Genomic DNA, 15,769 nt, shown 5'->3' on the forward strand with positions numbered 1-15,769 from the left:
TTGCTGGATCTTGACCGGGGGCCCGCCGGGGGCCCGCCGGGGGCCCGCCGGTGCCGGCCGCTGGGACCCCCGGAGTCCGCCGCCGGGTCCGCCCCACGTCCGGCCGGGGTCCGGAAGATGCCACAGTCGCCGGATATCGGCCACCGGGCCCTGTTCGCCTTCGCCCGCTGCCGATAACGTCATCCCGTGGCTCAGTTCCGACTCCAAGGCAGCAAGGTGCTCGCCGTCGACCTCACCGGGGATGCCGTCAAAGCGAAGAACGGCTCCATGGTTGCGTACGACGGCCAGGTGGCCTTCAAGAAGATGACCGGCGGCGGCGAAGGCCTGCGCGGCATGGTGACCCGTCGCCTGACGGGTGAGCAGATGACCGTGATGGAAGTGCAGGGGCACGGCACCTGCTTCTTCGCCGACCGCGCGAGCGAAATCAATCTGGTCAGTCTGCGCGGCGAGAAGCTGTACGTGGAGTCCAGCAACCTCCTGTGCACCGACGCCGGCCTGCGCACCGGCACCACCTTCACCGGCCTGCGCGGCGGGGCGACGGGCAACGGCCTGTTCACCACCACCGTCGAGGGCTCCGGGCAGGCGGCGATCATGTCCGACGGCCCGGCGGTAGTGCTGCGCGTCAGCTCCCAGTACCCGCTGTCCGTCGACCCGGGGGCGTACATCGCGCACACCGGCAACCTCCAGCAGTCGTTCCAGTCGGGGATCACCTTCCGCACCCTGATCGGCGAGGGCTCCGGCGAGGCGTTCCAGATCCGCTTCGAGGGTGAGGGCCTGGTCTACGTGCAGCCCAGCGAGCGCAACACCATCGGGGGCGACATCTGATGCCGTTCCGCGAGATCAACTCGAAGATGGTCGAGGCCCAGGTGATCCCGGGGCAGCGGATGTACAGCCAGCGCGGCGCGATGCTCGCGTACCGCGGCGAGGTCTCCTTCACCCCGAGCCTGACGGGCGGTCAGGGCGGGGTGATGGGCATGATCGGGCGCCGGGTGGCGAACGAACAGACCCCGCTGATGGAGGTGGAGGGCAACGGCACCGTGATGTTCGGCCACGGCGGCCACCACATCCAGGTGATCGGCCTGACCGGCGACACCCTGTACGTCGAGGCCGACCGGCTGCTCGCCTTCGACGGCACCCTCCAGCAGGGCACGATGTTCATGGGCTCGCAAGGCGGTGTCATGGGCATGGTCCGCGGCCAGGTGACCGGCCAGGGCCTGTTCACCACCACCCTCAAGGGGCACGGCTCGGTCGCCGTGATGGCCCACGGAGGGGTCATCGAGCTCCCCATCACCCCCAACCGGCCGGTCCACGTCGACCCGCAGGCGTACGTGGCCCACCACGGGGACGTCAGGAACAAGCTCTCCACCGCGCTCGGCTGGCGGGACATGGTGGGGCGCGGCTCGGGTGAGGCGTTCCAGCTGGAGCTGTCGGGCCAGGGCGCCGTCTACGTGCAGGCCTCGGAGGAGAAGCTGTGAACTTTGGTCCCATGATCGGCGGACCCGGCGGCCCGACGGTCTTCGACCCGCACACCCTGCCCTCCGACGACAACGTGAACGCGTACACCTTCTGCGTGGAGCTCAAGGGGAGCCAGTGGTTCCTGCAGAAGGGCAAGATGATCGCCTACTACGGGCGCATGGAGTTCAACGGCATCGGCAACGGCCGCTTCGACCGGCTGCTGCGCACGAGCTTCCACTCCCCGCTGCACGCCAGTGACTGGGTGGTGGCCGAGGGGCAGGGCAAAATGCTGCTCGCCGACCGGGCGTTCGACGTGAACTCGTATGACCTGGACAATGGAAACCTGACCATCCGGTCGGGCAACCTGCTGGCGTACCAGCCCTCGCTCGCCCTCAAGCAGTCGATCGTGCCGGGGTTCCTGACCCTGATCGGAACGGGGAAGTTCGTGGCGGCGTCCAACGGGCCGGTGGTGTTCATGGAGCCGCCGCTGCGCGTGGACCCGCAGGCGCTGGTGGGCTGGGCGGACTGCCCGTCCCCCTGCCACCACTACGACCACGGCTACATGTCGGGGGTCATCGGCGGGCTGCGCTCGCTGACCGGCATCGGCGGCAGCTCCGGCGAGGAACACCAGTTCGAGTTCGTCGGGGCCGGGACGGTGCTGCTCCAGTCGTCGGAGATGCTGATGGCGGAGCAGGCGGTCGGCGCGGTCGGCACCGGCGCGGAGTCCGCGGGTGTACCGGGGGCCGGGTACGGCGGCGGCCACGGGCAGGGCCCGCTGGGACAGCTGGGCGTGCCGCGCATGCCGGGGCAGCTGGGCGACCTCCAGCGACGCCTCGGGCTGTGATCTTCCGTTTCTATTTTTGTACGTAATTCAACTTCTTAGGTAGAGTTCATTCATGGAGACCATGGAGACCGAGTCGGCCACGCGCTGGCTGACCGACACGGAGCAGTGCACCTGGCGCACCCACCTGGACGTCAGCAGACTGCTGATGCACCAGCTGGAAAAGGATCTCCAGCCCTTCGGACTCACCAACAACGACTACGAGATCCTCGTGAACCTCTCGGAGTCTGCGGAGCACCGGATGCGGATGAGCGATCTCGCGACGTCGACGCTCCAGTCCAAGAGCCGGCTGTCCCACCAGATCACCCGCATGGAGGCGGCCGGCCTGGTCGTCCGCGTGAACTGCGAGTCCGACCGCCGGGGGCTGTACGCCGTACTGACCGACGAGGGCATGGAGCTCATGCGGAAGGTCGCCCCGCACCACGTGGCGTCCGTCCGCCGGCACTTCATCGACCTGCTGCCGCCGGAGGCCCTGGCGGCGCTGCGCGCCTCGCTGGAGCCGGTCGCGAACCACCTGCGCGACCAGCGCGGCAAGGCCTGACGCCACCGGTCCGCGGGATCTGATGCGGGCGGCAGCGGGCGCCCCTAGACTGGCGAGCGCCCGGATCACCCCGATCTTCGAGTTTCGAGGGAGTGGCGTCATGGCCAAGCGCGGCAACAAGAAGCGAGCACGCAAGAAGAAGAAGGCGAACCACGGCAAGCGTCCCAACGCCTGACCGGTCCGCCCCGCAGACGCACGAGAGCCGCGCCCCGGAGGAACGGGGCGCGGCTCTCGCGTCGTTTCGTGCGCCGTACTGCGCGCTACGGGCCCCTCAGGCCTCCGTCAGCGTCGCCAGAAGGGTGTCCGAGGCCGCGTACGGGTCCAGCTCGCCGGCCGCGACCCGGGCCGCGAGGGCGTCGAGGTGCGCGTCCCCGTGCACGTCCGTCATCCGGGCCCGCAGGGTGGTCACCGCGATGGTCTCCACCTCGCGCGCGGCCCGTGCCGTGCGGCGCTCGGCCAGCACCCCGCGCTCGTCCATCCACGCCCGGTGCTTCTCCAGGGCCTCGACCAGCTCGTCGATGCCCTGTCCGCGCGCCGCGACCGTCTTGACGATCGGCGGCCGCCAGTCGCCCGCGCCGCGGGACTCTCCCAGGCCCAGCATGTGGTTCAGCTCCCGGGCGGTCGCGTCCGCACCGTCGCGGTCCGCCTTGTTCACCACGTACACGTCGCCGATTTCCAGGATTCCCGCCTTGGCGGCCTGGATCCCGTCGCCCATTCCCGGTGCCAGCAGCACCACCGAGGTGTCGGCCTGCGAGGCGATCTCCACCTCCGACTGCCCGACCCCGACCGTCTCGACCAGGATCACCTCGCAGCCGGCCGCGTCCAGCACCCGGATCGCCTGCGGGGCGGCCCAGGCCAGGCCGCCCAGGTGGCCGCGGGTGGCCATGGAGCGGATGTAGACCCCCGGGTCGGAGGCGTGGTCCGACATCCGGACCCGGTCGCCGAGCAGCGCACCGCCGGAGAACGGCGAGGACGGGTCGACGGCGAGGACGCCGACCCGCTTGCCGGCCTTGCGGTACGCGGTGACCAGCGCCGAGGTGGACGTGGACTTGCCGACGCCCGGGGAGCCGGTCAGGCCGACGACGTACGCCCCGCCCGTCAGCGGGGCCAGGGCCGCCATCACCTCGCGCAGCTGCGGGGACGCCCCCTCGACCAGCGAGATCAGCCGGGCCACCGCTCTCGGCCTGCCCTCACGCGCCTGGGCCACCAGCTGGGGGACGTCCACCGTCATAGGGGCTGCGCTCCTCGTTCTCGCTACTGATTCGGTTTCGGGTACCGGTACGGGGGTCCTACTTCTTCGGGACCCTGACGATCAGGGCGTCGCCCTGGCCGCCGCCGCCGCACAGCGCGGCCGCGCCGACCCCGCCGCCCCGGCGCTTCAGCTCCAGCGCCAGGTGCAGCACCACGCGGGCGCCGGACATGCCGATGGGGTGGCCCAGGGCAATGGCGCCACCGTTGACGTTCACCCTTTCCGGGGTCACGCCGAGATCCTTCATTGACTGCACCGCGACCGCCGCGAAGGCCTCGTTGATCTCGATGAGGTCCAGGTCGGAGACCTCCAGGCCCTCCTTCTTCAGGGCGTGCAGGATCGCGTTCGAGGGCTGCGACTGCAGGGAGTTGTCGGGACCGGCCACGTTGCCGTGGGCGCCGATCTCGGCGATCCACTCCAGGCCCAGCTCCTCGGCCTTCGCCTTGCTCATCACGACCACGGCGGCCGCGCCGTCGCTGATCTGCGAGGAGGTGCCGGCGGTGATCGTGCCGTCCTTCGCGAAGGCCGGGCGCAGCTTGCCGAGGGATTCGGCGGTGGTCTCCGGGCGGATGCCCTCGTCCTGCGAGAAGATCACCGGGTCGCCCTTGCGCTGCGGGATCTCGACCGGGGTGATCTCGGCCTCGAAGACGCCGTTCTTCCGGGCGGCGGCGGCCCGCTGGTGCGAGGCGGCGGCAAACTCGTCCTGAGGGGCGCGCTCGATGCCCAGGCGGGTGTTGTGCTTCTCGGTGGACTCGCCCATCGCGATGTTCTCGAAGGCGTCGGTGAGGCCGTCGTAGGCCATCGCGTCCAGCATCTCGATCGCGCCGTACTTGAAGCCCTCTCGGGACTTCGGCAGCAGGTGCGGGGCGTTGGTCATGGACTCCTGGCCGCCCGCGACCACGATGTCGAACTCGCCGGCGCGGATGAGCTGGTCGGCCAGCGCGATCGCGTCGAGGCCGGAGAGGCACACCTTGTTGATGGTGAGGGCCGGGACGTTCATCGGGATGCCGGCCTTGACGGCGGCCTGGCGGGCGGGGATCTGGCCGGCGCCGGCCTGCAGCACCTGGCCCATGATCACGTACTGCACCTGGTCACCGGCGATGCCGGCACGGTCCAGCGCGGACTTGATGGCGAACCCGCCGAGGTCGGCGCCCGAGAAGGACTTCAGCGAGCCGAGCAGCCGCCCCATGGGCGTGCGGGCCCCGGCGACGATCACTGACGTGGTGTTGTTCGGTCCGGACATGGAGCACAGCCCCTTGAGGATGAGGAGTGAACGAGGGTTTACCTGAATGTACTGAGCGGTACCCGCGCCGTCACCGGGCAGTCGGTGTGATCGCTGGCACGTTGCGTGACCACCCTCCTCGGCGGTGCACTGGTCCCATGCTGACAAGAATCGACCACATCGGGATCGCCTGTTTCGACCTGGACAAGACCGTCGAGTTCTACCGTGCCACGTACGGCTTCGAGGTGTTCCACTCCGAGGTCAACGAGGAGCAGGGCGTTCGCGAGGCCATGCTCAAGATCAACGAGACCTCCGACGGCGGCGCCTCCTACCTCCAGCTCCTCGAACCCACCCGCGAGGACTCCGCGGTGGGCAAGTGGCTGGCCAAGAACGGCGAGGGCGTGCACCACATCGCCTTCGGCACGGAGGACGTCCAGGGCGACTCCGAGGCCATCCGCGGCAAGGGCGTCCGGGTCCTGTACGACCAGCCCCGCACGGGCTCCATGGGCTCCTCGATCACCTTCCTCCACCCCAAGGACTGCCACGGAGTCCTCACCGAACTGGTCACCTCCAACCCCGACCATTGATGGACCACTGATGGCCCGATTCCCCGGCCGGTAGAGTGGCCATGGCTCGGCCGGGGTTCGGTGCGGAGACGGGGTCGGGGCCTGTGACCCCTGCCCCGGTATCTGACACCATTCCCCCGGGGGCGTCGTTCAGCGGGCGAGCGATGCTCAATTGGGAGTGAGCTTGCGACCAGGGGACGGATGGGACCGCGCTGTGCGGGGCTACGAAAGCCAGGAGAGCCATCAGGCTGAAGCCGACCATCTCTCGCGCTTCGAAGCCGAGATGGAGCGGCTCAAGAAGGAGCGCGGGAAGGCCGTCCAGCACGCCGAAGACCTCGGTTACCAGGTCGAGGTGCTGCGCGCCAAGCTCCACGAGGTACGCCGCAATCTGGCGTCCCGGCCCGCCTACGACAGTGCGGACATGGGGTACCAGGCGGAGCAGCTGCTCCGCAATGCGCAGGTCCAGGCCGACCAGATGCGCTCGGACGCCGAGCGCGAGCTGCGTGACGCCCGGGCACAGACCCAGCGCATCCTCCAGGAGCACGCCGAGCACCAGGCGCGCCTCCAGGCCGAGCTGCACGCGGAGGCCGTCAACCGCCGCCAGCGCCTCGACCAGGAGCTCAACGAGCGCCGCCAGACCGTCGAGGCGCACGTCAACGAGAACGTCGCCTGGGCCGAGCAGCTGCGCGCCCGGACGGAGTCCCAGGCCCGCCGGCTCATGGACGAGTCGCGCGCCGAGGCCGAGCAGTCCCTGAACGCCGCCCGCGCCGAGGCCGCGCGCGTCGCCGAGGAGACCCGGCGCCGGCTGGCCGCCGACGCCGAGGCCGCCCGTACGGAGACCGAGGCGACCCTGCTGCGGGCGCGCAAGGAGGCCGAGCGGCTGCTGACCGCCGCCTCCGTGCAGGCCCAGGAGGCCACCGAGCACGCCGAACGGCTGCGGACGAGCACCACCGCCGAGGCCGAGCAGACCCGGCAGCAGACCCTGGACCTCGGCCGGGTGGCCGAGGTCCGCGTCCAGGAGGCCGACACCGCGCTGCGTACGGCGCGCGCCGAGGCCGAGAAGCTCCTCGCGGACGCCAAGGAGAGCTCCTCCCGGCAGCTCGCCTCGGCGGAGTCCGTCAACGAGCAGCGCACCCGCACCGCCAAGGAGCAGGTCGCCCGGCTGGTCGGCGAGGCCACCAAGGAGGCCGAGGCACTCAAGGCCGAGGCCGAGCAGACCCTCGCCGACGCCCGCGCCGGCGTGGAGCGGCTGCGCGCGGAGGCCGCGGAGCAGGCCCGCGCGGCGGCGGCCGAGGACACGGCCGCCCAGATGGCGAAGGCCGCCCGCACGGCGGAGGACGTACTGAACAAGGCCTCGGAGGACGCGCGGGCCACCACCCGCGCCGCGTCCGAGGAGGCCGAACGGATCCGCCGCGAGGCCGAGTCCGAGGCGGAGCGGCTGCGCGCCCAGGCGGCGACCACGGCCGCCGAGCTCAAGGGCGCGGCGAAGGACGACACCGAGGAGTACCGGGCCCGGACCGTCGAACTCCAGGAGGAGGCCCGGAGGCTGCGCGGCGAGGCCGAGCAGCTGCGGGCCGAGGCCGTCGCGGAGGGCGAGCGGATCCGCGGCGAGGCGCGCCGCGAGGCGGTCCAGCAGATCGAGGAGGCGGCGCGGACCGCCGAGGAGCTGCTGGGCAAGGCCAAGTCGGACGCGGACGAGCTGCGCGGCGGGGCGAGTGCCGAGAGCGAGCGGGTCCGCGCCGAGGCCGTGGAGCGGGCCACCACGCTGCGCAAGCAGGCCGAGGAAACCCTTGAGCGGACCCGTGCGGAGGCGGAGCGGCTGCGCGCCGAGGCCGAGGAGCAGGCGCAGGCCCTGCGGGCCGATGCCGACGCGGCGGCCCGTGTACGGCGCGAGGAGACCGAGCAGGCGCTGGCCGCGAAGCGGGCGGAGGCCGAGGAGGAGCTCGTCCGCCTGCACGGGGAGGCCGAGAACCGGCTGGGCACGGCCGAGCAGACGCTGCGCGACGCCCGCGGGGCGGCGGAGACCATCCGCCGGGAGACCACGGAGGAGGCCGACCGGCTGCGCGCCGAGTCGGCGGAGCGGATCCGGGGCCTGCGGGCGCAGTCGGAGGCGGAGGCCGACCAGCTGCGCACGGAGGCGGCGGAGGACGCCGGCCGGGTGCGCGCGGAGGCCGAGCAGGTCGCCGTACGGCTGCGCAGCGAGGCGGAGTCCGAGGCGGAGCGGGTGCGTTCCGAGGCGCAGGAGACCGCGGACCGGCTGCGTGCCGAGGCGAAGGCCGCCGCCGAGCGGGTCGCCGCGGAGGCCGCCGAGGCGCTGGCCGCCGCGCAGGAGGAGGCCGCCCGGCGCCGCCGGGAGGCCGAGGAGACCCTCGCTTCGGCCCGGACCGACGCGGACAGCGAGCGGGCCCAGGCCCGCGAGCAGAGCGAGGAACTGCTGGCCGCGGCCCGCAAGCGCTCCGAGGAGGCGCAGGCCGAGGCGGCCCGCCTGACCGAGGAGGCGGAGCGGCGCGCCGGGGAGCTGGTGGCGGCGGCGGAGGCCACCGCCCAGCAGGTACGGGACTCCGTGGCCGGTCTGCACGAGCAGGCCGAGGAGGAGATCTCCGGGCTGCGCAGCGCCGCCGAGCACGCGGCGGAGCGTACGAAGACGGAGGCCGAGGAGGAGGCTTCGCGGGTCCGCGCGGACGCCTACGCCGAGCGGGAGCGGGCCACCGACGACGCCAATCGGATCCGCAGCGAGGCGCGGACCGAGACGGACGCGGCGAAGGCGCTGGCCGAGCGCACCGTCGGCGACGCGATCGCCGAGGCGGAGCAGCTGCGCAGCGACACCGCCGAGTACGCGCAGCGGGTCCGCACGGAGGCGACGGACGCGCTGGCCGGGGCCGAGCGCGACGCGGCCCGCACGCGGGCCGATGCCCGTGACGACGCGAACAGGATCCGCGGCGAGGCGGCGGAGTCCCTGGAGTCCTCGCGTGCCGAGGGCGGCCGGATCGTCGCGGAGGCGACGGCGGAGGCCGAGCGGATCACCACGGACGCCGAGGAGATCGCGGAGGCGACCCGCATCGAGGCCGCGGGCACGCTGGACGAGGCCCGGGCGGAGGCCAACCGGCTGCGCACGGACGCCGCGGAGCAGGCGGACCGGCTCGTCACCGAAGCCGTGTCCGAGGCGGAGCGGCTCACGGAGGAGACGCGCACCGCGAACGAGGCGACGGTCGGCGAGGCGACGGCGAAGGCCGAGCGGCTCACCCGGCAGGCGTCCGACATGCTCGCGGCGGCCGAACGGGACGCGGCGCGGGTCCTGGTCGACGCCCGCAACGAGGGCGACCGGCTGGTCGACGAGACGCGTGCGGCCAACGAGGCCACGGTCGGCGAGGCCGCGGCGGAGGCCGAGCGGCTGGTTGCGGAGGCGGCGCAGACCCTGGACGACGCCCGCGAGGAGGGCGGCCGGATCATCGGCGAGGCCACCGCGGAGGCGGACCGGGTCACGGTCGCGGCGAACGAGACGCTGGCGAGCGCCGAGCGGGAGTCGGAGCAGACGCTCGACGAGGCGCGCGCGGAGGCGGGCCGGCTGCGCAGCGAGGCTGCCGAGCAGGCGGACCGGCTCATCACCGAGGCGGCGAGCGAGGCGGACCGCCTCACCGAGCAGACCCGCAAGGACAACGAGCGCACGGTCGGCGAGGCCCAGGCCGAGGCCGAGCGGCTGCGCGCGGAGGCCTCCGAGGCCCTGGTCTCGGCGCAGGAGCACGCGACCCGTACCCGGTCGGAGGCCGAGCGCGTCAAGGCCGACGCGGCGACCGAGGCGGAGCGTACCCGTACGAAGACCCGCGAGGAGTCCGAGCGGCTGCTGGACGAGGCCCGCGAGGAGGCCAACAAGCGGCGCAGCGAGGCTGCGGAGCAGGTGGACCGGCTCATCACCGAGGCGGCGGCAGAGACGGACAAGCTCACCGCCGACGCGCAGGCGCAGGCCCTGGCCGCCACGACGGCGGCCGAGGAGCAGGCCGACGCGATGGTCGACGCGGCCCGCAAGGAGGCCAAGCGGATCTCCTCGGAGGCGACCGTCGAGGGCAATTCCCTGGTGGAGAAGGCCCGCACGGACGCGGACGAGCTGCTGGTCGGCGCGCGTTCCGACGCCGCTGCCATAAGGGAGCGGGCGGAGGAGCTGCGCTCCCGGGTCGAGGGCGAGGTCGAGGAACTGCACGAGCGGGCCCGCCGGGAGTCCGCCGAGCAGATGAAGTCGGCCGGCGAGCGCGTGGACAAGCTGGTGCGGGCCGCGACCGAGCAGAGCGTCGAGGCGGAGGCGAAGGCCAAGGCCCTGGTGTCGGACGCGAGCAGCGAGGCGAGCAAGGTCCGCATCGCGGCGGTCCGCAAGGCGGAGGCCCTGCTCAAGGAGGCCGAGCAGAAGAAGGCCGAGGTGACCCGGGAGGCCGACAAGGCCCTCGCGGAGGCGAAGGCGGAGGCCGCGCGGCTGGTCGACGAGGGCCGCCGTGAACTGGAGGTCCTGGTGCGCAGGCGCGAGGACATTCAGGCGGAGATCTCCCGTGTCCAGGACGTTCTTGAGGCGTTGGAATCATTCGAGGCGCCTTCGGGCGGCGGAAAGCCGGGGGTCGGCGGTCAGGGTGCGGGGGGCGTGAAGGCAGGAGCCGCTGCCGGTTCCACTCGTTCGGGTGGCAAGGCTTCGGAGGGCTAGTCAACGCTCAAGATGTGTGTTGCTGATGAAGGTTCATCCGAACGAGTGACAAGCATTCTGCCGCCTTGCTACTCAAATGGGGTGTCATTGTCCAGATCAAACGGAGATTGACTCGATGACACGCCGCTCGGGCGCCTAGGATTCCTCTAACACCTCACGTAGCACCTCATCGGTCTCATTCGACAGGAACCCCATGAGCGACACTTCCTCCCCCTTCGGCTTCGAGCTCGTGCGGCGTGGTTACGACCGCGGTCAGGTGGACGACCGCATTACCAAGCTGGTCTCCGACCGCGACAGCGCCCTTGGACGTATCAACTCTCTGGAAAAGCGGATCGAGGAACTGCACCTTGAGACGCAGAACGCCCAGGCCCAGGTGAGCGACGCCGAGCCGTCGTACGCCGGCCTCGGCGCCCGGGTCGAGAAGATCCTGCGCCTGGCCGAGGAGGAGGCGAAGGACCTGCGCGAGGAGGCCCGTCGCGCGGCCGAGCAGCACCGTGAGCTCGCCGAGTCGGCTGCCCAGCAGGTGCGCAACGACGCCGAGTCGTTCGCGGCCGACCGCAAGTCGAAGGCGGAGGACGAGGGCGTCCGCATCGTCGAGAAGGCCAAGGGCGACGCTTCCACCCTGCGCGCCGAGGCCCAGAAGGACGCCGCCTCCAAGCGCGAGGAGGCCGACGCCCTGTTCGAGGAGACCCGCGCCAAGGCCGCCCAGGCCGCCGCGGACTTCGAGACCAACCTGGCCAAGCGCCGCGAGCAGTCCGAGCGCGACCTGGCCTCGCGTCAGGCCAAGGCCGAGAAGCGCCTCGCGGAGATCGAGCACCGCGCCGAGCAGCTGCGCCTGGAGGCCGAGAAGCTGCGTACGGACGCCGAGCGCCGCGCCCGCCAGACCGTGGAGACCGCGCAGCGCCAGGCCGAGGACATCGTCGCCGACGCCAACGCGAAGGCGGACCGCATCCGCAGCGAGTCCGAGCGCGAGCTGGCGGCGCTCACCAACCGCCGCGACTCCATCAACGCCCAGCTCACCAACGTCCGCGAGATGCTGGCGACGCTGACCGGTGCGGCCGTCGCCGCCGCCGGCTCCCCGATCGACGACGAGCCGGTCACCCGCGGCGTTCCGGCGCAGCAGAGCCGCTAGTTCACCGGGCGTTCACAACGCCGGCCGCTATGTGATCTTGAACGCGGCACATGCCCGAGGGCCTTATGTCACCTTTTCGAGGTGGCGTGAGGCCCTCGGGCGTTCTAGCGTAAGCGGCATGATCGAGCTTGAGGGCCTTACCAAACGATTCGGCGCGAAGACCGCCGTGGACCACCTCAGCTTCCAGGTCAGACCGGGGGTGGTGACCGGCTTCCTCGGCCCCAACGGGGCGGGGAAGTCCACGACCATGCGCATGATGCTCGACCTCGACAACCCGACCAGCGGTACGGTCCGGATCGACGGGAAGCACTACCGGGACCTGCCGGAGCCGCTGAAGCACATCGGGGCGCTGCTGGACGCGAAAGCCATGAACGGCGGTCGCAGCGCGTACAACAACCTTCTGTGCCTGGCCCAGTCGAACCGGATCCCGGAGAGCCGGGTCGCGGAGGTATTGGATCTTGTCGGGCTGACACCCGTGGCGAAGAAGAAGTCGAAAGGATTTTCGCTGGGCATGGGCCAGCGACTGGGAATCGCCTCCGCCCTGCTGGGCGACCCGGAGATCCTCATGTTCGACGAACCCGTCAACGGCCTGGACCCGGAGGGAATTCTCTGGATCCGCAATCTCATGAAGGGCCTGGCGGCAGAGGGAAGGACGATCTTCGTCTCGTCCCATCTGATGAGCGAAATGGCGCTGACCGCAGACCATTTGATCGTCATCGGCCAGGGAAAGCTGTTGGCCGATATGTCGATGGCTGATTTCATCCACAAGAACTCGCGCAGCTACGTACGGCTGCGCTCGCCGCAGCAGGAGCGGCTCAAGGACGTCCTGCACGAAGCCGGGATCGACGCCATCAGCGTCCCGGCCACCGGCGCGCTGGAGATCGACGGGGTGGCCGCGGAGCAGCTCGGCGAGCTCGCCGCCCAGCACCAGATCGTGCTGCACGAACTCAGCCCGCAACGGGCTTCACTGGAGGAAGCGTTCATGCGCATGACGGCGGACTCCGTCGAGTACCACGCCCACGCACCCGGCACGCCCGGGCCGGACGGGATACCCGCTCCCGGCACGCCTGCCGACGACCCGGCACGGCCGGCCGACGTCCCTGCATGGGGCGCCGGCCACGAGGCGACGCGCAAGGGCGGGCAGTGACCATGTCCTCCTTCCCCGCCGTCCTCCGGTCCGAGTGGACCAAGATCCGTACCGTCGCCTCGACCACCTGGACGCTGGTCGCGGCCCTGGTGGTCACGGTCGGCGTCAGCGCCGGCCTGTGCGCCGTCTTCAACGCCACGTTCCAGGACATGCCGAAGGAGCAGCAGCTCACCTTCGACCCGACCCTGGCCAGCTTCGCCGGCATGACCCTCGGCCAGCTCGCCATGATCGTCTTCGGTGTGCTGGTGGTCGGCACCGAGTACAGCTCGGGCATGATCCGCACCTCGCTGGCCGCCGTACCGCGCCGCGCGAGCTTCCTGGCCGGCAAGCTCACCGTGGCCACCGGCCTCGCGCTGGTCGTGGGCCTCGTCACCAGCTTCCTGTCCTTCTTCCTGGGACAGGCCATCCTGGGCGACCGCAGCATCGGCATCGGTGAGCCGAACGTGCTGCGTGCCGTCATCGGCGCCGGCCTCTACATGGCCATGATCGCCCTGTTCTCGATGGGCGTGGCGACGATCCTGCGCAGCTCGATGCTGTCGCTCGGCATCCTGATGCCGTTCTTCTTCCTGGTCTCGACGATCCTCGGGGCGGTCAGCGCCACCCGGAAGGTCGCCCAGTACTTCCCGGACCAGGCCGGCTCCAAGATCATGCAGGTGGTTCCCGGAGCCATGGACAGCGCGGAGGCCCCCTACGGCCCGTGGGGCGGCTTCGGGATCATGGCGCTGTGGGTGGTGGCCGTCGTACTCGGGGGCTACCTGGTCCTGAAGAAGCGCGACGCCTGACGGACGCGGCGGGAGGACGTCCGTCCCAAGAAGGACGTCGCACGTACTACGGGACATCCCCGGGTCGGAGTCAGGGGTGGCTCAGGGATCCGGTCCGGGATGGAACCGTAGGCGACTCGATATCCTCTTAACCCTTACGCGGACGAAAGCCGTCCGGTCCTGGCAAGGGGCAGAGCAATGATCGAGGCTGTCGGCCTGACCAAGCGCTACGGCGCCAAGACCGCCGTCGACCAGCTGTCCTTCCAGGTCAGGCCGGGTCACGTGACGGGATTCCTGGGGCCGAACGGCTCCGGGAAGTCCACCACCATGCGCATGATCCTCGGCCTGGACCGGCCCACGGCCGGAACCGTGACGATCAACGGCCTGCCCTTCCGGCAGCTGCCGAACGCCCAGCGGCACGTCGGGGCCCTGCTCGACGCCAAGGCCGTGCACGGCGGCCGCCGGGCCCGCAGACACCTGCTGTCCCTCGCCCAGCTCTCCGGCATCCCCGAGAAGCGGGTGGACGAGGTGCTGGGCGTCGTCGGCCTCCAGGACGTCGCCGGGCAGCGGGCGAAGGGCTTCTCGCTCGGCATGGGCCAGCGGCTCGGCATCGCCGCCGCCCTCCTCGGCGACCCCCAGGTGCTTTTGTTCGACGAACCGGTCAACGGGCTCGACCCCGAGGGCATCCTCTGGGTCCGCACCCTCATGCGCCGGCTCGCCGCCGAGGGCCGCACCGTGTTCGTCTCCTCGCACCTGATGAGCGAGATGGCCCTGACCGCCGACCACCTCATCGTCATCGGCCAGGGGCGGCTGCTGGCGGACATGGGCACCCAGGAATTCATCGCGCACAACTCGGCCGGATTCGCGCGGGTGCGCGCGGCCGCCGGGGACGATCAAGATGGCCGGGATGCACTGGGCGCGGCCCTGACCAGCGCGGGCGGCCGGGTGCTCCAGGAGCCCGACGGGGCACTGCGCGTGACCGGCCTGGAGCTGCCCCGCATATCCGACCTCGCGCACGAGGCCGGCATCCGGCTGTGGGAGCTGTCCCCGCACCGGGCCTCGCTGGAGGAGGCCTACATGCGGATGACCCAGTCCTCCGTGGAGTACACCTCCACCGACGACCCGCGCGCCGAGCTGTGGGAACCCGAACCGCTGAGCGTGCCCGTCTGGGAGGACGAACTCCCGGCGCCGGAGGTGCCGCAGAGCGGCTTCTTCGCTCCCCCGCCGCCGGGAGCGGGCGGGCAGCCCTTCCTGATGCCCGGCAGCCCCGGCGAGCTCGCAGGCACCGCCAAGAACTCCCCGACGGACACCCGCAAGGACACCCGATGACCGGCCCCACGAACACCGCGGACCAGCCGAAGACCTACAGCTCGCCGCTGCCGACGCCCCGGCCGCACCTCGGGCACGCCCTGGCCTCGGAGTGGACGAAGATGATCTCCGTGCGCTCCACCGTGTGGACGCTCGGCTCGCTGGTGCTGCTCGTCGTCGGCATCGGAGTGCTGGCCGTCTCCGAGACCCGCTCCGCCGACTACCAGGAGGTGCCGCTCACGGCGCCGGCGCTGTTCGGGCTGCTGGTGGGCCAGATCTCCGTGATGGTGCTCGGCGTCCTGACGATCACCTCCGAGTACGGCACCGGGCTGATCCGTACGACGTTCACCGCCGCCCCCGACCGGGCCCGGGTGCTGACCGCGAAGTACCTCGTCTTCGCCACCGTCGCCTTCCTGGCCGTCGCCGGCTCGGTGACGGTGGTGGGGCTGGCCTCGGCGATCCTGCGGGGCGGCGCCGCCTCCGGGCGGCACGGCAGCGGCGAATGGGCGCACGCGCTGGTCGGCTGCTTCTACGTCACCCTGCTCGGGGTGCTCGCCCTCGCGGTCGGGGCGATGCTGCGGCACTCCGCCGGGGCGATCACCGTGATGCTGGGGCTGGTCACGCTGCCGCCGGTGATAGGGGGGATGCTCACCATGTGGGAGAGCATGGCTCCGGTCGGCAGCACCGTGCTCCGGTACAACGCCCCGGTCGCCCTCCTGCAGTTGTTCGGCCTGCCGAACGCGGACACCGGGAACGTGCCGGGCAACGCGGCCCATCTGCTGCTGATCCTGCTGGTGACGGGCGCCGCGGTGGCGGGCTCGTACGCGATGGTCGGCCGCCGCGACGTCTGATCCGCCCCTGCG

The 15,769-nt window shown here is 71.5% G+C and carries 14 protein-coding genes; 12 read left to right on the forward strand and 2 right to left on the reverse strand.

Annotated elements, in window-relative coordinates; genetic code table 11:
• The first annotated feature begins 186 nt into the window (after positions 1-186).
• The 5 genes from ABTY04_RS18485 (at position 187) to ABTY04_RS41175 (ending at position 3,012) form a co-directional block, all read left to right on the forward strand.
• Positions 187-825: an AIM24 family protein gene (locus tag ABTY04_RS18485; protein ID WP_352214396.1), complete on the forward strand. Its 639-nt coding sequence runs from the start codon at positions 187-189 to the stop codon at positions 823-825.
• Positions 825-1,475, forward strand: a complete 651-nt coding sequence (locus ABTY04_RS18490) for an AIM24 family protein (RefSeq protein ID WP_352214397.1) — start codon at positions 825-827, stop codon at positions 1,473-1,475. Before ABTY04_RS18485 ends, ABTY04_RS18490 begins: the two co-directional genes overlap by 1 nt.
• Before the next feature lie 11 nt (positions 1,476-1,486).
• Positions 1,487-2,299: an AIM24 family protein gene (locus ABTY04_RS18495; RefSeq protein ID WP_352214441.1), complete on the forward strand. Its 813-nt coding sequence runs from the start codon at positions 1,487-1,489 to the stop codon at positions 2,297-2,299.
• 61 nt (positions 2,300-2,360) lie between these two features.
• Positions 2,361-2,837, forward strand: a complete 477-nt coding sequence (locus tag ABTY04_RS18500; protein ID WP_352214442.1) for a MarR family winged helix-turn-helix transcriptional regulator — start codon at positions 2,361-2,363, stop codon at positions 2,835-2,837.
• 100 nt (positions 2,838-2,937) lie between these two features.
• A complete protein-coding gene (locus ABTY04_RS41175) occupies positions 2,938-3,012 on the forward strand; it encodes a 50S ribosomal protein bL37 (RefSeq protein ID WP_099895366.1) in 75 nt (24 codons plus the stop codon).
• Positions 3,013-3,108: 96 nt separating this feature from the next.
• Here the strand turns inward: ABTY04_RS41175 and meaB are convergent, their stop codons facing one another.
• Together meaB and ABTY04_RS18510 are read right to left on the reverse strand one after the other, a co-directional pair.
• Positions 3,109-4,068 (reverse strand): methylmalonyl Co-A mutase-associated GTPase MeaB, encoded by a 960-nt coding sequence (meaB, locus tag ABTY04_RS18505; RefSeq protein ID WP_352214398.1) that lies wholly within the window; start codon positions 4,066-4,068, stop codon positions 3,109-3,111.
• Positions 4,069-4,126: 58 nt separating this feature from the next.
• Positions 4,127-5,329, reverse strand: a complete 1,203-nt coding sequence (locus tag ABTY04_RS18510; protein WP_352214399.1) for an acetyl-CoA C-acetyltransferase — start codon at positions 5,327-5,329, stop codon at positions 4,127-4,129.
• A 137-nt stretch (positions 5,330-5,466) separates the two neighbouring features.
• Here ABTY04_RS18510 and mce point away from each other — a divergent pair, with 137 nt between their 5' ends.
• From mce to ABTY04_RS18545, 7 genes are all read left to right on the forward strand, one after another.
• Positions 5,467-5,895, forward strand: a complete 429-nt coding sequence (gene mce / locus ABTY04_RS18515) for a methylmalonyl-CoA epimerase (protein ID WP_274549601.1) — start codon at positions 5,467-5,469, stop codon at positions 5,893-5,895.
• Positions 5,896-6,088: 193 nt separating this feature from the next.
• Positions 6,089-10,558, forward strand: a complete 4,470-nt coding sequence (gene scy / locus ABTY04_RS18520; RefSeq protein ID WP_352214400.1) for a polarized growth protein Scy — start codon at positions 6,089-6,091, stop codon at positions 10,556-10,558.
• Between the two features lie 193 nt (positions 10,559-10,751).
• A complete protein-coding gene (locus tag ABTY04_RS18525) occupies positions 10,752-11,690 on the forward strand; it encodes a coiled-coil domain-containing protein (RefSeq protein ID WP_352214401.1) in 939 nt (312 codons plus the stop codon).
• A gap of 118 nt (positions 11,691-11,808) precedes the next feature.
• Positions 11,809-12,837, forward strand: coding sequence for an ABC transporter ATP-binding protein (locus ABTY04_RS18530; protein ID WP_352214402.1), 1,029 nt, complete (start codon positions 11,809-11,811; stop codon positions 12,835-12,837).
• A gap of 2 nt (positions 12,838-12,839) precedes the next feature.
• The gene (locus tag ABTY04_RS18535) at positions 12,840-13,619 is read left to right on the forward strand and encodes an ABC transporter permease (protein ID WP_352214443.1); all 780 of its coding nucleotides are present in this window, start codon (positions 12,840-12,842) and stop codon (positions 13,617-13,619) included.
• Positions 13,620-13,796: 177 nt separating this feature from the next.
• Positions 13,797-14,927, forward strand: coding sequence for an ABC transporter ATP-binding protein (locus tag ABTY04_RS18540; protein ID WP_352214403.1), 1,131 nt, complete (start codon positions 13,797-13,799; stop codon positions 14,925-14,927).
• Positions 14,924-15,757 (forward strand): ABC transporter permease, encoded by an 834-nt coding sequence (locus tag ABTY04_RS18545; RefSeq protein ID WP_352214404.1) that lies wholly within the window; start codon positions 14,924-14,926, stop codon positions 15,755-15,757. Before ABTY04_RS18540 ends, ABTY04_RS18545 begins: the two co-directional genes overlap by 4 nt.
• Positions 15,758-15,769 lie beyond the last annotated feature (12 nt).

Source organism: Streptomyces sp. NPDC097981 (genome assembly GCF_040302565.1).
In the GTDB taxonomy this organism is placed as follows: domain Bacteria; phylum Actinomycetota; class Actinomycetes; order Streptomycetales; family Streptomycetaceae; genus Streptomyces.

Coding starts and splice junctions, on each gene's coding strand:
- meaB (WP_352214398.1), bottom strand. CDS start 4,068: ATGACGGTGGACGTCCCCCAGCTGGTGGCCCAGGCGCGTGAGGGCAGG.
- ABTY04_RS18525 (WP_352214401.1), top strand. CDS start 10,752: ATGAGCGACACTTCCTCCCCCTTCGGCTTCGAGCTCGTGCGGCGTGGT.
- mce (WP_274549601.1), top strand. CDS start 5,467: ATGCTGACAAGAATCGACCACATCGGGATCGCCTGTTTCGACCTGGAC.
- ABTY04_RS18510 (WP_352214399.1), bottom strand. CDS start 5,329: ATGTCCGGACCGAACAACACCACGTCAGTGATCGTCGCCGGGGCCCGC.
- ABTY04_RS18530 (WP_352214402.1), top strand. CDS start 11,809: ATGATCGAGCTTGAGGGCCTTACCAAACGATTCGGCGCGAAGACCGCC.
- ABTY04_RS18535 (WP_352214443.1), top strand. CDS start 12,840: ATGTCCTCCTTCCCCGCCGTCCTCCGGTCCGAGTGGACCAAGATCCGT.
- ABTY04_RS18500 (WP_352214442.1), top strand. CDS start 2,361: ATGGAGACCGAGTCGGCCACGCGCTGGCTGACCGACACGGAGCAGTGC.
- ABTY04_RS18540 (WP_352214403.1), top strand. CDS start 13,797: ATGATCGAGGCTGTCGGCCTGACCAAGCGCTACGGCGCCAAGACCGCC.
- ABTY04_RS18490 (WP_352214397.1), top strand. CDS start 825: ATGCCGTTCCGCGAGATCAACTCGAAGATGGTCGAGGCCCAGGTGATC.
- ABTY04_RS18495 (WP_352214441.1), top strand. CDS start 1,487: ATGATCGGCGGACCCGGCGGCCCGACGGTCTTCGACCCGCACACCCTG.
- ABTY04_RS18545 (WP_352214404.1), top strand. CDS start 14,924: ATGACCGGCCCCACGAACACCGCGGACCAGCCGAAGACCTACAGCTCG.